This window comes from Pseudomonas sp. efr-133-TYG-103a, from assembly GCF_030209235.1.
Classification (GTDB): domain Bacteria; phylum Pseudomonadota; class Gammaproteobacteria; order Pseudomonadales; family Pseudomonadaceae; genus Aquipseudomonas.
On the sequence record NZ_JARVSK010000011.1, the window covers coordinates 250,529 to 268,217 of the forward strand.

The window sequence follows — 17,689 nt, forward strand, 5'->3', positions numbered from 1 at the left end:
ACATCCTTTGAATTATTGGTTTGTGGTTTTGATGCGCCAGATTCCGAACGGCTGATAAGACGGATCGATGCGCATCCACTGCGTCTTGCCGTACCAGGTCCAGGTGTGCCCTGTCATGAGGTCCTCGCCCAGGGTCGCGGCATCGTCCGGCAGCCCCAGCTCCCAGAGCGGCAGCTCGAAGTGAGCTTCCTGAGGGTTGACCGGATCCAGACTGACCGCGATCAGAATGAAGTTGCTGCCGTCATGGCTGCGTTTGCCGAAGTACAGAATGTTGTCGTTCCAGGCGTTGTAAATGCGCAGGCCAAGGTGCGTCTGCAGCGCCGGATTCTGGCGACGGATGCGATTGAGCTGGGCGATCTCGGCAATGATGTTGCCGGGCTGGGTGAAGTCCCGCGGACGAATCTCGTACTTCTCCGAATCCAGGTATTCCTCTTTGCCCGGCACTGGCGCCGACTCGCACAACTCAAAACCTGAATACATGCCCCACAGGCCCGAGCCCATGGTCGCCAGCGCCGCGCGGATGAGAAACCCCGGACGCCCTGAATCGTGCAGGAAGTGCGGGTTGATGTCAGGCGTATTGACGAAGAAATTGGGCCGGTAGCACTCGCGCCACGGCGACTCGTTGAGCTGGGTGAAATACTCGGCCAACTCGGCCTTGGTGTTGCGCCACGTGAAGTAGGTGTAGCTCTGCGAATAACCGACCTTGCCCAGCCGCGCCATCATCGCAGGCTTGGTGAACGCCTCGGCGAGGAACATCACGTCCGGGTGCTGAGCACGGATATCGGCGATCATCCATTGCCAGAACGGCAGCGGTTTGGTGTGCGGGTTGTCGACGCGGAAAATCTTCACGCCCTCCTCGACCCAGCCCAGCACCACGTCGCGCAACTCCAGCCATAGACTCGGGATCGCGTCCGGGGCGTAGAAATCGACGTTGACGATGTCCTGATATTTCTTTGGCGGGTTTTCAGCGTAACGAATCGTGCCGTCCGGGCGCCACGAGAACCAGCCCGGGTGCTCCTTGAGCCACAAGTGATCCTGGGAACACTGGATGGCGAAATCGAGCGCGATTTCAAGACCGTGCTCGGCAGCGGCCGCGACCAGGTTGCGGAAGTCCTCCCGCGTGCCCAGTTGCGGGTGAATCGCTTCGTGGCCGCCGTCAGCGCTGCCGATGGCGTACGGGCTGCCGGGATCGTCCGGGCCTGCCTGCAGCGAGTTGTTCGGACCTTTGCGATGGGCACGACCGATCGGGTGAATCGGCGGGAAATACAGCACGTCGAAACCCATGTCGCGAATCATCGGCAGCCGGCTGTGCACGTCATTGAAGGTGCCGTGGCGATGCTTGTCGTCAGTAATCGAACGCGGGAACAGTTCGTACCAGCTGGCGAACTGGGCAAGCTCGCGCTCGACTTCCAGCGGGAATTCAATGCTGCGGCTCAGAAACGCGTGATTGTCGGCTTTGGCCATGATCGCCGCGGTTTCGCTGTTGAGCAGCAGCGCCACCTGCGCCTCGTGCTCGGTGTTCTCACCCAGACGCTGCAGCAGGCTGTCGAGCTGGCCGCGCAATTCGTGCTGGCTGCGTTCGGCCGCGTGGACCAGGTGCAGACGCCCCTCTTCCAGTTCAAGGCCGATGGGCACGCCGGCTGAATACTTCTTCTCGAGTTCGTAGCGATAACTGGCGAACTGGTCGATCCAGGCCTCGAGGCGGAACACATACCGGCTCACGGACGTCGGGGTGAATTCGCCGATCCAGCTGTCATTACCCAGATCGCGCATGGGCGCCTGGTGCCACTCTTGCTCGTCGGCTGCGCGGTACCGAATGCGCACGGCCATCTTGTCGTGGCCGTCGGCGAATACCTTACTGGTGACCACCACCGGCTGGCCGACAATGGCCTTGGCCGCAAGCTGCCCGGCATCGATCACCGGCTGCGTGTCTTCAATCACGATACGCGGCAGCTGCAAGGCCTGAGTCAGGGGTAAAGGCTGGGTTGGGTGCGGTACATCGGTGGCCAGGGAATCCGGACCGTATGGCTGATCTGCAGTCACATTCATCGAGCATCACTCCTCACGCCCCAGGGACGCTCCTTGTAAGAGTCCGTTCCAGCAACGTCTTATCCATAGAAACAATAGGGGGAGCCACCGGATTCACTGCATCCCGACGTGGCCGCATAGGTTCCGAACGCCAGCCTTGGGGAAAAGTTCAAAGAGCTTGTGCTGCAAAAAAATCGACGCAATGCCAGCTTAGCCAGCCGTTTGATCCGCGCTTGAGAATTGTGCTGAATCATTCAAAGCGGCGACGGGTCGAAGCCTGCGAGCGCTTTGAAAAACCGGCAATGACGCCTCTCGACACTGCGCTCAAGGAAGGTGAAGCCATGAACATTCCCATTCCCGCAGAAACACCCGATCCTAACATCGACGACCCGGAATTGCCGGTGCCCAAACCCGAGGAGCCGCCACCGCCGAACATGCCGCCGGTGATCGAGCAGCCCAAAGGCGATCCTCCTTCCCAGGAGCCACCTGCGGTTCTGGACGACAACTTTCCGGAATGATCCTCGCCTGGGCATGCTGACGCGTGCTCAGGGCCGCAAGGTCGGACACGTTCAGGGTTGCTGGGAATCGCCGCCGGTCTTGCGGTCCGGGCGCTTTTCCCGGTTCTCTGGCGGATCGAAGCGATCAACGATGTACGGCATCAGACTGAGAATCCCCAACGCCAGAATCGTGCTCAGCACAGCGGTCATTTCCCTGCCCATTCCTGCGGCGATGCCAATGGCGGCGGTCATCCACAGACCGGCCGCGGTGGTCAGCCCTTTGACCTGATGCGTATTGAGGTTCTCGCCCTTGAGAATGGTGCCGGCGCCAAGAAAACCGATCCCGGCGACGATGCCCTGCACCACGCGACTTAATGCGGCGTCGTCAGCCCCCGCCAGTCGCGGCACCAGGACAAACAGCGCGGCACCCATGCTCACCAGCATGTGCGTGCGAACCCCCGCTGCCTTGCCCTTATGCTCGCGCTCAAATCCCAGCACCGCCCCCAGCAGCGCGGCAATGACCAAGCGTACGGTCACCCGGGTCAGTTGAGCGGCGTCCGTGATGTCGGAAAATTCGGCTTGCAGCGTGTCCACGACTTCTTGCCACCAGGCATTCATAGGCATTCCTTTTTCCCGTTGCGGGCGATCAGAGCTATGGACCGCGGCGCCTCGGACGAAATTCCGCGCCAAGGCATGATGCCCACGGTCGGATGGCGGAAACGATGCTCTGGAGGTGCAGTCGTACCTTCATCAACCTGTGCAGGAGAACGATCATGCCACTGGAATTCGATGGCACCCACGAGCATTGCTCAGCCCTCATCGACGGCGTCGAATACCGCAGCGCGGTGGTCGATGTGGTCATCACCACCAACGACGCGACGCACATGTCAGAAGCCGAGATCGGCGGCAGGAAAGTCCCGATCACCGAGGCTGAAGCCGACGCGCTGACGGTCTACAAGGCCCGCGACCTGCGCCATCACACCGTCGGCGTCGAGCCGGGTGAAGATTCGCCGGTGATCTGATCGGGGATTGATGAAATCGAGCGCGTCAGGCGCCTGTTGAGAAACCGCCCTGCGAGCGACATGTCGTGGGATCACGGCACATTTCTGTGGGCAGAGCCGCTCATGGAGTCGCCCATGGATTCGCTCGGAGCGTCGAAGCCAGTTCATCTGATCTGCTATTTATCGAAAAAACTGCACCTGTACTGAAACCTCTTTCCCGCGCATAGTGCCGGTCGTTCCCCAACGCCTCTCTGCCCTGCACCGGACATTCGCGAGCCCTCCATGAAGCGTTATGAAAAGTTTGCCGACGACATCGCCGAGCTGATCCGCTCCGGTGTGCTGGCCGCCGGTCAACGCGTGCCCTCGGTGCGCTACGCCAGCCAGACCCACGGCATCAGCCCGTCGACGGTCTTTCAGGCCTATTACCTGCTGGAACGACGCGGCCTGATTCGCGCACGGCCGCGGTCGGGTTACTTCGTCAACGACAGCTTCAGCCGCGAGGGCCTTGCCACCCAGGGTTTCGACCCGGAGAGCCCGGCGCATGCCTCACAGGAGGCTCATGTCAGCGAATCCACCGAGGTCGATGTCAGTGAACTGGTGTTTTCGGTGCTGGAATCGATCAAGGATCCCAACACCGTGCCCTTCGGTTCGGCATTCCCCAGCGCCGGGCTGTTCCCGCTGCAACGGCTGGCCCGCTCGCTGGCCAGCGCGACCCGAGACATGGACCCGCGCATGGTGGTCAGTGACCTGTCGCCGGGCAATCCTGTGTTGCGGCGGCAGATTGCCCTGCGCTACATGGTGGCCGGGCAGATGCTGCCGATGGAAGAATTGCTGATCACCAATGGTGCGCTCGAAGCGTTGAACCTGTGCCTGCAAGCGGTCACCGAACCGGGCGATCTGGTGGCCATCGAGGCGCCTGCGTTCTATGCCTGCCTGCAAGTGCTGGAACGGCTGAAGCTCAAGGCCGTGGAAATCCCGGTGCATCCACAGACCGGCATCGATCTGGGCATTCTGGCGCAGACGCTGGAGCGCTATCCGGTCAAGGCCTGCTGGAGCATGACCAGCTTCCAGAACCCCACGGGCGCGACGGTTTCCGAATCCCGCAAACGCGAACTGGTGGAGCTGCTGCGCAAGCATGACGTGCCGCTGATCGAAGACGACGTATACGCCGAACTCTATTACGGCCAGCACGCGCCCAAACCGGCGAAAGCGTTCGACACCGAGGGCCTTGTGCTGCATTGCGGCTCGTTCGCCAAGAGCCTGGCCCCAGGCTATCGCGTCGGCTGGGTCGCGGCAGGACGTTACGCGCAGAAAGTCGAGCGGCTGAAACTGATGACCTCGCTGTGTGCCTCGATGCCCGCTCAGGCGGCCATTGCCGATTACTTGCAACATGGCGGATACGACCGTCATTTGCGCAAGCTGCGTAACAGTCTGGAAGATCAGTTGCGCGCCATGCTGGGTGCGGTCGCGCGATATTTCCCCGCGCAGACACGCGTGAGCCAACCGTCGGGAGGCTATTTCCTCTGGCTGGAACTGCCTGAGCAGGTGGATTCCCTGAAGGTCTTTCAGATTGCGCTGGCGCAGGGCATCAGCGTCGCGCCGGGGCCGATCTTCTCGCCTACGCGCCGGTTCAAGAACTGCATCCGCCTGAACTACGGTACGCCCTGGAGCGACACCAGCGAACGTGCAATGGAGACCTTGGGCAAGATCATCCGGTCAATGATGGTGGGTTAAACGCGAGGTCTGCCTGACTTCAATGCCATGACATCGAACTCAAGACATCAAAACTGCGGAAGCGGATCTGTGCGCTCCCGCAGGTGTGTTTCGTCGATGCGGACCTAACGACCGCCGCCGAGATCGATGAACGTTCCGGTGGAGTACGACGCCTTGTCCGAGAGCAGCCACAGGATCGCTTCGGCCACCTCATCGGGCAGCCCGCCCCGGCCCATGGGAATGGTCGGCTCCAGCTTGCTTACCCGCTGCGGATCCCCGCTCAGCGCGTGAAATTCAGTGAAGATGTACCCGGGCCGCACCGCATTGACCCGAACCCCCTCGCCCGCCACTTCTTTGGCCAGCCCGACCGTGAAGGTGTCCAGCGCGCCTTTGGAGGCGGCGTAGTCCACGTACTCGCCGGGCGAGCCCAGACGCGCCGCCACCGATGACACGTTGACGATGCTGCCGCCGTGTCCGCCATGGCGCGGCAGCATGCGCAACAGTGCGTGTTTGCTGCACAGCATCGGCCCGACCACGTTGCTCATCATGATCTTGAGCAGGCGAAACTCCGACATCGCGTCGACGCGCGAGGTCTCGGCCACGGTGCCGGCGTTGTTGACCAGCGCCGTGATCCGCCCGAGTTCGGCATCCACACGCGAGAACAGACGAATGATTTCGTCTTCGTTGCTGACATCGGCCTGAACCGCGATGGCGTGTCCCCCCGCCTCGCGGATCTGCCCGCACACACGCTCGGCAGCGGTGTGGTCGGACAGATAATTGATGCAAACGCGATATCCCTGTGAAGCCGCCAGAACTGCCGTGGCGGCGCCGATACCTCGGGAGCCGCCAGTGATGAGGAGGTTTTTATCCATGGAGTTTCCGAATCGAACGATGCTCGTGACGTGTTGTGTGTTTTCTATTGTTATGTGTTGGCACAGCGTGAAGCGTCAGTGGGTGTTTTCGGATTCGTGTTGCTGCGCCGCGCTAATATCAGCCATGAACCGGTCCGCTGGCAATGGATGGCCCAGCAGATATCCCTGCAGCGAATCACAACCCAGACGGGTCAGGAAGCTTTGCTGGCTGGCGGTCTCGACGCCTTCCGCGACAATGCGCAGGTTCAGCGCCTGACCCAGCGCCACGATGGCGGAAACGATCGCCGCATCGTCGCTGTCGTGCTCCAGGTCGCGCACGAAGCCCCGGTCGATTTTCAGTTCGTTGGCCGGCAGGCGTTTCAGGTACATCAGGCTCGAATAACCGGTGCCGAAGTCATCGATGGAAAGGTCCACGCCCATGTCCGACAACTTCTGCAGCACCGTCATGCTGGCGTCGGCGTCATTCATGGCCGTGGTTTCAGTGATTTCCAGGGTCAGGCAGTTGGCTGGCAGGCCGTGGGTCGCCAGCGCCCGGGCCACGGTGTCCACCAGTCCCGCATGACAGAACTGCAAGGCCGACAGGTTCACGGCGATCCGCCAATGGCTGAATCCGCCGTCATACCAGACGCGCATTTGCCGGCAGGCCTCGTTGAGCACCCATTCACCGATGTTGATGATCAGGCCGGTTTTCTCTGCCAGCCCGATGAATTTGTCCGGCATCAGCAAGCCGTGCTGCGGATGATTCCAGCGCACCAGCGCTTCGGCGCCGACGGGCTCACGGGTGCCAGCGGAAAACTTGGGCTGATAATGCAGACAGAACTGCCCTTCACGCAGCCCGGCGCGTAAATCCTGCAGCAGTTGCAACTGATTGCGCGCGTTAGTGTTCATCGAAGCGTCGAAAAAGCTGTAGCCATTCTTGCCCGCGCTCTTGGCGTGATACATCGCGGCATCGGCGTTCATCAGCAATTCCTGCTGGCTCTGGCCATTGCCGGGGTACAGGCTGATGCCGATGCTGACGGTCACTTGCAGGTCATGGTCCTGCACGCTGAAGGGCCTTGCGACCAGCGAAACCTGCCGCGCCGCCACCGTCGCTACGTCATCGAGTTCTTCCAGTTCCACCAGCAGGACAAACTCGTCGCCGCCGATGCGCGCCAGCGTGTCGTGGCGGTGGAAATTCTCGCGCATGCGCAGCGCCACCTCGCGCAACAATTGGTCGCCCACGTGATGACCAAACGCGTCGTTGACCGGTTTGAAGCCGTCCAGATCCATGAACATGACCGCGAACATGCCGCCGTGGGCGTCGACCTTGCGCATCGCCTGTTCGATGCGGTCGGCCAGCAGGATACGGTTCGGCAGACCGGTCAGCGTGTCGTGCAGGGCCAGTTGCGTGAGCTCGCGGTTGGCCTCGCTCAGCGACTGCGACAGCGCGGCGGTACGGGCTTCCATACGCGCATCCAGCACCGAGGTGAGTAACGTGATGCTCAACACCGCAAGGCTGGTCACCAGCACCAGCTTGTCCAGACCGTCAGTGCGCAGGCCGGTCAGCGCCGCCCCGCAGACGCTGCCGTCGGGGAACCCGGCGGCGGCCATGCCGGTGTAATGCATGCCGACGATGGCGAAGCCCATGATGATGGCCGCCCCGCCCCGGGCCAGACGCACGTACGGCGTCTGCCGGCGCAGGCGCAAGGCAATGCACAACGCCGCGGCAGAAGCACCGACGGCGATCAGCAGCGACACGCCGAACAGCGTGGGGTCGTAATCGATCCCCGGCTGCATGCGCAATGCCGCCATGCCGGTGTAATGCATGGCGCTGATGCCCAGGCCCATCAGCAGTGCGCCGAAGAGAATATGCAGGACCGGAACGCGCTCGTGACTGACCAGCCACAAGGCAAACCCCGAAGACAGGATGCCGATCAGCAGCGACAGGAGTGTCAGGCCGAGATCGAAGCCCAGATCGATCGGCAGCTGGAACGCGAGCATGCCGATGAAGTGCATCGACCAGATGCCGATGCCCATGGACAGCGCGCCACCGCCGATCCACATCATCACGGCCTTGCCGGTGGCGGAGCCGATGCGGCCGACCAGATCGAGCGCAGTGTAGGACGCCAGAATCGCCACGAGGACGGAAATCAGGACCAGGGAAAACGTGTATTGGCCGATCAGCATGCTGGCTATTGACTCGACAGATGGGCTTTTCAGCCTGAAAAATTCGGTGGCGATTGTACCGAAATCCGCAAGAATGTCGCGGCCGTCTCGTCAGAATTATGGCAATGCGCCACTTTCCTTTGGCTAACGTCCCGACAACTGCGGATCACGCGTCAAGCCGGTCTCGGCATCCCAGCCACCACCCAGTGCAGCAATCAACTGAACGCTGGCGACCAGACGGCTTTCCAGCAAGGTCAGCACGCTGCGTTCGTTGCTCAACGCCGTGGTTTGAACGTTGACCACATCAAGATAGCCAATCAAACCGGCTTTGTACTGGTTACTGGTCAGACGCAACGAGTCGCGGGCCGAGGCCAGCGCCTCGGCGCGCACGCCGGCCTCCTGTTCATAGACGCGCAGTTGCGCCAGGTAATCCTCGACTTCCTTGAAGCCGTCGAGCACGGTCTGGCGATATTGCGCCACGGTCTGATCGTAGACGGCTTCGGTGCGGTCCACTTCCGCGGCGCGCTGGCCACCGTCGAAGAGGGTCATCGCCAGTTGCGGGCCGACCGACCAGAAACGGTTGGGCAACGAGATCCAGTTGCTGAAGGTGCTGCTGCTGTAACCGCCGCTCATGCTCAAGGTCAGGTCCGGGTAATACGCAGCCTTGGCCACGCCAATGTTGGCGTTGGCGGCCATGACCGAGCGCTCGGCAGCGGCGATGTCCGGACGACGCTCGAGCAGTTGCGAAGGCAGTTGCACCGGGATCTGCGGCAGCGCGGGCACTGTTTCGCTTGTGGCCAGGCTGAAATCAGCCGGCGCCTGGCCCATCAGCACGGCAATCGCGCTCTCGTACTGGGCACGCTGCCAGGCCAGATCGATCAAGTCCGCCTGCGTGCTCTTGAGCTGGGTTTGCGCCTGAGCGACGGCGTCACGCCCGGAAATACCGGCGCGATACTGGTTTTGCGTCATGGTCAGCGAGCGCTGGTAAGTGTCGACGGTCTTTTCCAGCAAGCGCTTCTGCTCATCGATGACGCGCAGTTGCAGGTAGTTCTGGACGAGCTGCGACTGCAGGCTCAGCTGCATTGACGCAAGGTCGGCAAGGCTGGCCTGGGCGCTGGCTTTATCGGCCTCAAGGCCCCGGCGCAGCTTGCCCCAGATATCGGCTTCCCAGCTCACGCCCAATTGCGCATTGTAGGTGTCGCGGATCCCGCTGCTGGAACTGCTCAGGCTCGAACTGCTGCTACCTGTGCCCTGGCTCGAACGGTTCTTGCTGGTGGTCAGGTCCAGCGTCGGGAAGAAAGCGCCCCGGGCGCTGCGCACCAGTGCGGCAGCCTGCCGGTACTGGGCTTCATACTGAGCGACAGTCTGGTTGGAGGTATTGAGCTTTTCCACCAGCGCGTTGAGCTGCGGGTCGCCGTAGATCTCCCACCAGGCGCCGCGGGCGATCGCATCGCTGGGGTTCGCCTGCGTCCAGCCTTCGGCCTGCTTGAAGTGCGCCGGCGTGGGCATGTCCGGCCGCTGGTAATCGGGGCCGACCGCGCAGGCGCTCAGCAGCAGCGCGCAGAGGCCGATGCCGAACGTACGGCGAAAAGGCAGCGTGCGCTGTGGTACGGGAGCGTTGATGGGGTCGGTCATAGCGGAGTTTCCAGGGCGGCATCCGTCTGCACACCGCGCCAGGTATTGAAGCGATGGCGCAGACGGTCAAGATAAAGGTAAACCACAGGGGTCGTGTACAGCGTGAGGATCTGGCTCAGCACCAGGCCGCCGATGATCGTCAGGCCCAGCGGGCGGCGCATTTCGGCGCCCTCGGCACTGCTCAGCAGCAACGGCACGGCGCCGAGAATCGCCGCCAGCGTGGTCATCAGGATCGGACGCAGGCGTTGCAGGCAGGCGTTGCGGATCGACTCGACCGGGGTCATGCCGCCGACCCGCTCCAATTGCAGCGCCAGGTCGATCATCAGGATCGCGTTCTTCTTAACCACGCCGATGAGCAGAAACAACCCCAGCAGCGAGATCAGGCTGAACTGCCCACCGGTGAGGTAGATGCTCAGCAGCGCGCCGACGCCCGCCGACGGCAGCGTGGACAGAATCGTCAGCGGATGAATGTAGCTTTCATAGAGAATGCCCAGCACCAGATAGACCGCAACGAGGGCGCCGAGAATCATCCACGGCTGGCTCTTCTGCGTGGCCGCGAAGGCGTCGGCGGTGCCGGCCATCTTGGCGATCACGTCCTCGGGCAGGCCGACCGCCGCCACCGCCCGTTCGATGGCCACCGTGGCTTGGTCGAGGGTCACGCCGTCGGCCAGGTCGAACGAGATGTTGTCGGAGGCGAATTGGCCATCGTGGGTCACCCGGTCGTCTTCCAGCGTGCGCTCATAGTGAGCGATGGTCGACAGCGGCACCCGCGCGCCATCGGCAGTGATCACCTGCACCTGCTCCAGCGTGACCGGGTCCAGGGCGTACTTGGGATTGACCTCCATCACCACCTGATACTGGTTCAGCGGGTCATAAATGGTCGACACCTGCCGCTGGCTGTACGCATTGTTCAGGACCGTAGTGACCATGTTCATGTCGATGCCCAGACGCTTGGCCGCGTCGCGGTCCACCACCAGCGTCACCTGTTGCGTGCCGCCGCCATCGTTGGCATCGATGGCGGTCAGCTCCTTGAGCGACTTGAGTGCGGCCACCACCTTGGGGTACCACAGGCGCAGGCTTTCCAGATCGCCGCTCTGCAGAATGTACTGATACTGCGACGTGGTCTGCTCACGACCGCCGCCCAGTTGCAGGTCCTGATCGGGTTGCAGGAACAGACGTCCACCCGGCACCTGAGGCATTTCCTTGCGCAGCCGCTCGACCACTTGCGCCGCGCCGATCTTGCGCTCCTGGATGGGTTTGAGCCGCACGATGATGAAGGCGTTGCCGGTGCCGCCGTTGCCGCCGATGAAACCGGCAACGCTGTCCACCGCCGGGTCCTTGAGCAGCGCGGTGCGGTAGATGTCCATCTTCGGCTGCATCACTGAAAACGACAGGCCGTCATCGCCGCGCACGAAGCCCATCAACTGCCCGGTGTCCTGCTGCGGCAGGAAGGTCTTGGGCACCACGACATACAGCGCGATATTCACGCCGATGGTGATGAGCAGCGTGAGCAGGGTCAGGCGACGGTGACGCAGCACCCAGACCAGACTGCGATCATAGCCGGCGACCATGCGGTCGTTGACCCGTGCGCTCCAGCGCTGCAGGCGGTTTTCGTTGCCCGGAACATGAGGCTTCAGCCAGCGCGCGCAGAGCATCGGCGTCAATGTCAGCGAGACCACCAGCGACACGATGATCGACACCGACAAGGTGATCGAGAACTCGCGGAACAGGCTTTCCACCAGCCCGCCCATGAACAGAATCGAAATGAACACCGCCACCAGCGACACGTTCATCGACAACAGGGTAAAGCCGACTTCCTTGGCGCCCAGGTAGGCGGCCTGCATCGGCGGGACGCCTTCGTCGATGTGCCGCGAAATGTTCTCGAGCACGACGATGGCGTCGTCCACCACCAGCCCGGTCGCGAGGATCAGCGCCATCAGCGACAGGTTGTTCAGGGAAAAACCGTACAGGTACATGATGGCGAACGTCCCCACCAGCGATACCGGCACAGCGAGGGTGGGAATCAGCGACGCACGGAAATTCCCGAGAAACAGAAACACCACCATGATCACCAGCACCACTGCGATCAATAGGGTCATTTCCGCCTCATGCAAGGTCGCCTTGATCACCGGTGAGCGATCCATCGCCAAATCCAGTTTGACGCTGGCTGGAAGCACCGCCTGCAGGGCCGGCAGTTGTGCCTTGATCGCCGCCACGGTTTCGATGATGTTGGCGCCGGCCTGCCGGTTGATCACCAGCAACACCGCCGCCTTGTCATTGAAGAATCCACTGTTGTAGCGGTCCTCCACCGAGTCCTTGACCGTGGCGACATCCTTGAGGCGCAGCGCGGCGCCGTTCTGGTAGCGAATGATCAGGGGCTCGTAATCTTTGGCCTTCTCCAGCTGGTCGTTGGCCTGAACCTGCCAGTTGTGCTCGCTGTTTTCCACGGAGCCCTTGGGCCGGCGCACGTTGGAGCCGGAAATCGTCGTGCGCACGTCGTCCAAAGAGACGCCGTATTGGTCGAGCAGCTTGGGCTCCAGTTCGACTCGCACCGCCGGCAGCGAACTGCCGCCGATCTGCACCTCACCCACGCCGTTCACCTGGGACAGGCTCTGCGACAGAATCGTCGAGGCCATGTCGTACAGCTGACCCTTTTCCAGCACGTCGGAGGTCAGCGACAGCACCATGATCGGCGCCTGCGACGGGTTGACCTTCTTGTAGGTCGGCATGCTGCGCATCCCGCTGGGCAGCAGGCTGCGCGAGGCGTTGATGGCGGCCTGGACTTCACGGGCTGCACCATTGATGTCGCGATCCAGGTCGAACTGCAGAATGATCCGCGTCGAACCCTGGCTTGACCGGCTGCTCATGGTATTGACGCCGGCAATGGTGCCCAGCGACCGCTCGAGCGGCGTCGCCACGCTGGATGCCATGATTTCCGGGCTGGCGCCGGGCAAGGACGCGCTGACCACGATCACCGGGAAGTCCATGTTTGGCAACGGCGAGACGGGCAACAGCCCGAAGCTCATGCCACCCAGCAACATGATCGCCAGGCTCAGGAGCATGGTCGCCACCGGCCGTTTGATGAACGGAGCGGACAGGTTCATGGGCGACAGCTCCAGGCGGCAGCCGACACGTCGCTTGACGACGTTCTGTCACCAGAGCGCACCAAACCAGAGGCTGGAAGCGTGAGGCTGTTCATCACACCGCTACCTCGGCTTTGCCCGAACGGCGGAACCTGCGTCCCATGCGATCGAAATACAGATAGATGACTGGCGTGGTGAACAGCGTCAGCACCTGGCTGACCAACAGGCCGCCGACCATCACCAGCCCGAGCGGTTGACGCAGTTCGGCCCCGGAGCCGCTGGCGAACATCAGCGGGATCGCGCCGAACAGCGCCGCCAGTGTGGTCATCAGGATGGGGCGGAAACGCAACAGCGCGGCTTCGTAGATGGCGGTTTGCGGATCGATGCCGCGATTGCGCTCGGCGTCCAGGGCGAAGTCGATCATCATGATCGCGTTCTTCTTGACGATACCGATCAGCAGAATGATGCCGATGATCGCGATCATGCCCAGATCGTTGCCGCTCAGGATCAGCGCCAGCAATGCGCCGATGGCCGCCGACGGCAGCGTCGAGAGGATGGTGATCGGGTGAATGTAGCTCTCGTAGAGCACGCCGAGCACGATGTACATGGTGACCACCGCTGCCAGCACCAGCAGCAGCGTACTGGACAACGACGCCTGGAACGCTTCGGCCGCGCCCTGGAACTGGGTCTGCACGCCAATCGGCATGCCGATGTCCTTCTGCACCTGCTCGATGACCTCGACTGCCTTGCCCAGCGCCACGCCCGGTGCCAGATTGAAGGACATCATCACCGCCGGAAACTGGCCGATGTGCGCGATCGCCAGCTGCGCCTGACGCTGTTCGACCTTCGCCAGGCTCGACAATTTGACCTGCCCGCCGTCAGTGGTCTTGACGTGGATCTGTTCCAGCGCCTGAGGCCCGAGATCGTTGGCCGACGCGGCCTGAAGCACCACGCGGTACTGGCTGGCCTGGGTGTAGATGGTAGAAATCTGCCGCTGGCCGAATGCGTCGTACAGCGCATCGGTGATCGTGGCCACGGTGACGCCAAGACGGCTGGCCGCGTCGCGGTCGATGTTCAGGAACACTTGCAGGCCCTTGTCCTGAAGGTCGCTGGCGACGTCCGTGAGTTCCGGACGCTGAGCCAGTGCATCGACCAGTTTGCCGCTCCACAGGCTGAGCAGCTCGGCATCCGGCGATGACATGCTGAACTGGTACTGCGTGCGGCTGACACGGTCCTCGATGGTCAGGTCCTGCACCGGTTGCATGAACAGGCGGATGTCCGACAGCTGATCGACTTCCGGTTGCAAGCGCTGGATCACCTCGGTGGCAGTGACATCGCGCTGATTGTGAGGCTTGAGGTTGATCAGCATGCGACCACTGTTGAGCGTCGCATTGTCGCCGTCCACACCGATGTAGGACGACAGGCTGGCCACCGCCGGATCCTCGAGAATGATCTTCGCCAGTGCCTGCTGCCGCTCGCTCATCGAGCTGAACGAAACCGATTGCGGGGCCTCGGAAATGCCCTGGATGACGCCGGTGTCCTGCACCGGGAAGAAGCCTTTGGGCACCGCCAGGTACAACAACACCGTGACGCCCAGCGTGGCGATGGCGATCAGCAGGGTCAGCGGCTGGTGCTTGAGCACCCACTGCAACTTGCGCCCGTATGCTGCAATCAGCCAGTCGATCCAGACGCCGCTGGCGTGGTAGAAGCGGCCTTGCTGGTGCTCCTCGGGTTCGCGCTTGAGCAAGCGCGCGCACATCATCGGCGTCAGGGTCAGCGACACGACCAGCGAAATCAGGATCGCGACAGCCAACGTGATGGCGAATTCGCGGAACAGGCGGCCCACCACGTCAGCCATGAACAGCAAGGGAATCAGCACCGCGATCAGTGAGATGGTCAGCGAAATCAGGGTGAACCCGATTTGTCTGGCGCCCTTGAGCGCCGCCTGCAAGGGCGTTTCGCCCTCCTCCAGATGCCGGGAAATGTTCTCCAGCATCACGATGGCATCGTCGACCACGAACCCGGTGGCAATGGTCATCGCCATCAATGTGAGGTTATTGACCGAGAACCCGGCCAGGTACATGACCCCGAAGGTGCCGATCAGCGACAGCGGCACCGCGACCGACGGAATGATCGTGGCGCTGAAACGGCGCAGGAACAGGAACGTCACCAGCACCACCAGCACGATGGAAATCAGCAATTCATGCTGCACATCGCTCACCGATGCGCGGATCGTCTGCGTGCGGTCGGTCAGCACCACCACATCCAGCCCTGCCGGCAGGTTGTCGGTGATGCTCGGCAGCAACGCCTTGATACGGTCGACCACCTCGATGACGTTGGCACCCGGCTGACGCTGAATATTGAGCAGCACGGCCTGGTTCTCATTGGCCCAGGCAGCAAGGCGTTCGTTTTCGGCGCCATCGACGATCTGCGCGACATCCTTGAGCCGCAGCGGGCCGCCATTGTTGTACGCCAGAATCAGATTGGCGTACTCCTCGGGGGATTTGAGTTGATCGTTGGCATCGAGCATCGACACCCGGGTCGGGCCGTCGAAGTTACCCTTGGGCGTGTTGACGTTGGAATTGCTGACCAGCGTGCGCACATCCGACAGGTTCAAGCCGTTGGCCGCCAGCGCATCGGGATTGACTTTGATCCGCACCGCCTGACGCTGCCCGCCCGCGATGGTGACCATGCCGACGCCGCTGATCTGCGCGATCTTCTGTGCCATGCGCGTGTCGACCAGGTCATTGAGTTTGGGCAACAACATGGTTTTCGAGGTGATCGCCAGCGTCAGCACCGGCGTATCGGCCGGGTTGACCTTGTTGTACGTCGGCGGCGCGGGCAGATCGGTGGGCAGCAAATTGGTCGCGCCATTGATCGCGGCCTGCACTTCCTGCTCGGCGACATCCATGTTGATGTCCAGGCTGAAACGCAGGGTGATGACCGAGGCACCGCCAGAACTGGTGGACGCCATCTGCGTCAGGCCCGGCATCTGCCCGAACTGCCGCTCCAGCGGCGCGGTCACGGCACTGGTCATCACTTGCGGGCTGGCGCCGGGGTACAGCGTCATCACCCGGATGGTCGGGTAATCCACCTGAGGCAAGGCCGACACCGGCAGCAGGCTGTAGGCGATCAGGCCCGCCAGGACGATGGCGAGCATGCTGAGCGTGGTGGCGACAGGCCGAAGGATGAACAGCCGTGACAGGTTCATACGTTGCCTTTCTGCGCGGTGGCGGCGTCCGCCGACTCACCGGACTCCTTGTCTTTGGCCGGCTGGCCCTGCAGTTTGCCGCCCGGGGTGGTCGGCACATCCTTGCTGTCGTTGACCACTTCAACGGCGCTGCCGTCCTTGAGACGGTCCGTGCCCTCCAGCACGACGCGGTCGCCCGCGGCAAGGCCTTGGGTGATCACCGTCGAGTTTTCGTCACCCGGGCCGGTCTTGAGCGAGCGGATGCGCACTGTCTTGTCGCCGTCCATCACGTAGACGAAGGTGCCATCGACCCCGAACTGCACGGCAGCCGTCGGCACCAGCACCACGCCCTTGAGCGTATTGGCCAGCAGACGCGCGTTGACGAACTGGTTCGGAAACAGGGTTTCGTTGTCGTTATCGAACCGTGCCTTGAACTTCAGTGTGCCGGTGGTGATGTCGATCTGGTTGTCGATGCTCGCCAGTACCCCGTTGGCCTGCAACTTCACATCGCCACGGTCCCAGGCTTCGACCGGCAGCCTGGCGCCACTGCGGTAGCGGCCAATGACGTCGGCGAGGTCCTTTTCCGGCAGCGTGAAGTTGACCGTGATCGGCTTGGTCTGGGTGATCACGGCGAGCGCGGTCGTGTCGTTGGCGGCCACGAGGTTGCCGACGTCCAGCTGGCGCAGGCCGATGCGCCCGGAGATGGGCGCGCGGATCTGGGTGAAATCCAGGTTCAGTCGGGCATCGCCGACCGCTGCCTGATTGGTCTTGATGGTGCCCTGATACTGGCCCACCAGCGATTCGGCGGTGTCCAGGGTCTGTTTGGCGATGCTGTCTTCCTTGTACAGGTCCCGATAACGCTGTACGTCGATCTGCGCATTCTTGAGCAGCGCCTGGTTCTGCATCAGCGTGCCTTCGGCCTGTTGCAGGGCGATCTGGTAGCTGCGCGGGTCGATGACTGCAAGCAGGTCGCCAGCCTTGACCTGCTGCCCTTCCTGGAAGTTGATCTTGACCAGTTCGCCCGCCACCCGGCTGCGCACGTTGATGGTGTTCAACGCCGTGACGGTGCCGAGGGCTTTGTAGTAGATCGGGAAATCGCCGGTGGTGGCGGCCGCCACGCGTACCGGCACAGGACCGGTCGAGCCGCCGAAGCCGGGACGCTGAGACACGACTTTCCCGGCACCGCCGCTGCGGCTGGCACCTTTGTGGGCCTGTTCGCTTTTTTGCGCTAAAGCGTCCGAAGGCGCAGTGGAACCGGGCCAGAAACGCCAGCAGAGGCCAGCGACAATCAACAGGACCAGCAGGCTAATCAGCCAGCGACGGGAATTACGAGAACCAGACGATTGCATGAATAAGTCAACCAGTGTGCGCGTGAGCGTCTTCGGGAGGCTGAACAATAAGCATAGTTACGTGCCAAGCAAAGAGCCTTTACCGGCAATTTACCCAGTGCTTACTTTGGATAAGGTGCTGACGTGCAAATGAAAACGGCCTGAACGAGTCAGGCCGCTTAAATGTTGCCGGGTAT

Annotated in this window: 11 protein-coding genes; 3 read left to right on the forward strand and 8 right to left on the reverse strand. The window is 62.3% G+C overall.

The genetic code is table 11. The features are described from left to right. Positions 1 to 12: 12 nt before the first annotated feature. A complete protein-coding gene (locus QRN36_RS09720) occupies positions 13 to 2,049 on the reverse strand; it encodes an alpha-1,4-glucan--maltose-1-phosphate maltosyltransferase (RefSeq protein WP_285423881.1) in 2,037 nt (678 codons plus the stop codon). A gap of 320 nt (positions 2,050 to 2,369) precedes the next feature. Here QRN36_RS09720 and QRN36_RS09725 point away from each other — a divergent pair, with 320 nt between their 5' ends. Further along, positions 2,370 to 2,546, forward strand: a complete 177-nt coding sequence (locus QRN36_RS09725; protein WP_285423882.1) for a hypothetical protein — start codon at positions 2,370 to 2,372, stop codon at positions 2,544 to 2,546. Between the two features lie 51 nt (positions 2,547 to 2,597). Here QRN36_RS09725 and QRN36_RS09730 read toward each other — a convergent pair whose 3' ends face one another. After that, complete coding sequence (locus QRN36_RS09730) at positions 2,598 to 3,143, reverse strand: MgtC/SapB family protein (protein ID WP_285423883.1); 546 nt, start codon at positions 3,141 to 3,143, stop codon at positions 2,598 to 2,600. A gap of 155 nt (positions 3,144 to 3,298) precedes the next feature. Between QRN36_RS09730 and QRN36_RS09735 the strand changes: the two genes are divergently transcribed. Together QRN36_RS09735 and mapR are read left to right on the forward strand one after the other, a co-directional pair. Then, a complete protein-coding gene (locus tag QRN36_RS09735) occupies positions 3,299 to 3,547 on the forward strand; it encodes a DUF3203 family protein (protein WP_285423884.1) in 249 nt (82 codons plus the stop codon). 261 nt (positions 3,548 to 3,808) lie between these two features. Next, a complete protein-coding gene (gene mapR, locus QRN36_RS09740; protein ID WP_285423885.1) occupies positions 3,809 to 5,260 on the forward strand; it encodes a GntR family transcriptional regulator MpaR in 1,452 nt (483 codons plus the stop codon). A gap of 104 nt (positions 5,261 to 5,364) precedes the next feature. Here mapR and QRN36_RS09745 read toward each other — a convergent pair whose 3' ends face one another. The 6 genes from QRN36_RS09745 to QRN36_RS09770 form a co-directional block, all read right to left on the reverse strand. Then, positions 5,365 to 6,111 (reverse strand): SDR family oxidoreductase, encoded by a 747-nt coding sequence (locus QRN36_RS09745; RefSeq protein ID WP_285423886.1) that lies wholly within the window; start codon positions 6,109 to 6,111, stop codon positions 5,365 to 5,367. Positions 6,112 to 6,186: 75 nt separating this feature from the next. Continuing rightward, the gene (locus QRN36_RS09750; protein WP_285423887.1) at positions 6,187 to 8,277 is read right to left on the reverse strand and encodes a bifunctional diguanylate cyclase/phosphodiesterase; all 2,091 of its coding nucleotides are present in this window, start codon (positions 8,275 to 8,277) and stop codon (positions 6,187 to 6,189) included. Between the two features lie 123 nt (positions 8,278 to 8,400). Beyond that, positions 8,401 to 9,891: an efflux transporter outer membrane subunit gene (locus QRN36_RS09755; RefSeq protein WP_285423888.1), complete on the reverse strand. Its 1,491-nt coding sequence runs from the start codon at positions 9,889 to 9,891 to the stop codon at positions 8,401 to 8,403. Further along, the gene (locus tag QRN36_RS09760; RefSeq protein WP_285423889.1) at positions 9,888 to 12,995 is read right to left on the reverse strand and encodes an efflux RND transporter permease subunit; all 3,108 of its coding nucleotides are present in this window, start codon (positions 12,993 to 12,995) and stop codon (positions 9,888 to 9,890) included. The genes QRN36_RS09755 and QRN36_RS09760 overlap by 4 nt, the downstream gene beginning before the upstream one ends. Positions 12,996 to 13,089: 94 nt before the next feature. Further along, positions 13,090 to 16,185, reverse strand: a complete 3,096-nt coding sequence (locus QRN36_RS09765) for an MdtB/MuxB family multidrug efflux RND transporter permease subunit (RefSeq protein ID WP_285423890.1) — start codon at positions 16,183 to 16,185, stop codon at positions 13,090 to 13,092. Next, positions 16,182 to 17,513: an MdtA/MuxA family multidrug efflux RND transporter periplasmic adaptor subunit gene (locus QRN36_RS09770; RefSeq protein ID WP_285423892.1), complete on the reverse strand. Its 1,332-nt coding sequence runs from the start codon at positions 17,511 to 17,513 to the stop codon at positions 16,182 to 16,184. Before QRN36_RS09770 ends, QRN36_RS09765 begins: the two co-directional genes overlap by 4 nt. Positions 17,514 to 17,689 lie beyond the last annotated feature (176 nt).

Bases quoted from the DNA above. Each gene is read 5' to 3' on its own strand.
- QRN36_RS09720 (WP_285423881.1), bottom strand. From the start codon at position 2,049: ATGAATGTGACTGCAGATCAGCCATACGGTCCGGATTCCCTGGCCACC.
- QRN36_RS09725 (WP_285423882.1), top strand. From the start codon at position 2,370: ATGAACATTCCCATTCCCGCAGAAACACCCGATCCTAACATCGACGAC.
- QRN36_RS09730 (WP_285423883.1), bottom strand. From the start codon at position 3,143: ATGAATGCCTGGTGGCAAGAAGTCGTGGACACGCTGCAAGCCGAATTT.
- QRN36_RS09735 (WP_285423884.1), top strand. From the start codon at position 3,299: ATGCCACTGGAATTCGATGGCACCCACGAGCATTGCTCAGCCCTCATC.
- mapR (WP_285423885.1), top strand. From the start codon at position 3,809: ATGAAGCGTTATGAAAAGTTTGCCGACGACATCGCCGAGCTGATCCGC.
- QRN36_RS09745 (WP_285423886.1), bottom strand. From the start codon at position 6,111: ATGGATAAAAACCTCCTCATCACTGGCGGCTCCCGAGGTATCGGCGCC.
- QRN36_RS09750 (WP_285423887.1), bottom strand. From the start codon at position 8,277: ATGCTGATCGGCCAATACACGTTTTCCCTGGTCCTGATTTCCGTCCTC.
- QRN36_RS09755 (WP_285423888.1), bottom strand. From the start codon at position 9,891: ATGACCGACCCCATCAACGCTCCCGTACCACAGCGCACGCTGCCTTTT.
- QRN36_RS09760 (WP_285423889.1), bottom strand. From the start codon at position 12,995: ATGAACCTGTCCGCTCCGTTCATCAAACGGCCGGTGGCGACCATGCTC.
- QRN36_RS09765 (WP_285423890.1), bottom strand. From the start codon at position 16,185: ATGAACCTGTCACGGCTGTTCATCCTTCGGCCTGTCGCCACCACGCTC.
- QRN36_RS09770 (WP_285423892.1), bottom strand. From the start codon at position 17,513: ATGCAATCGTCTGGTTCTCGTAATTCCCGTCGCTGGCTGATTAGCCTG.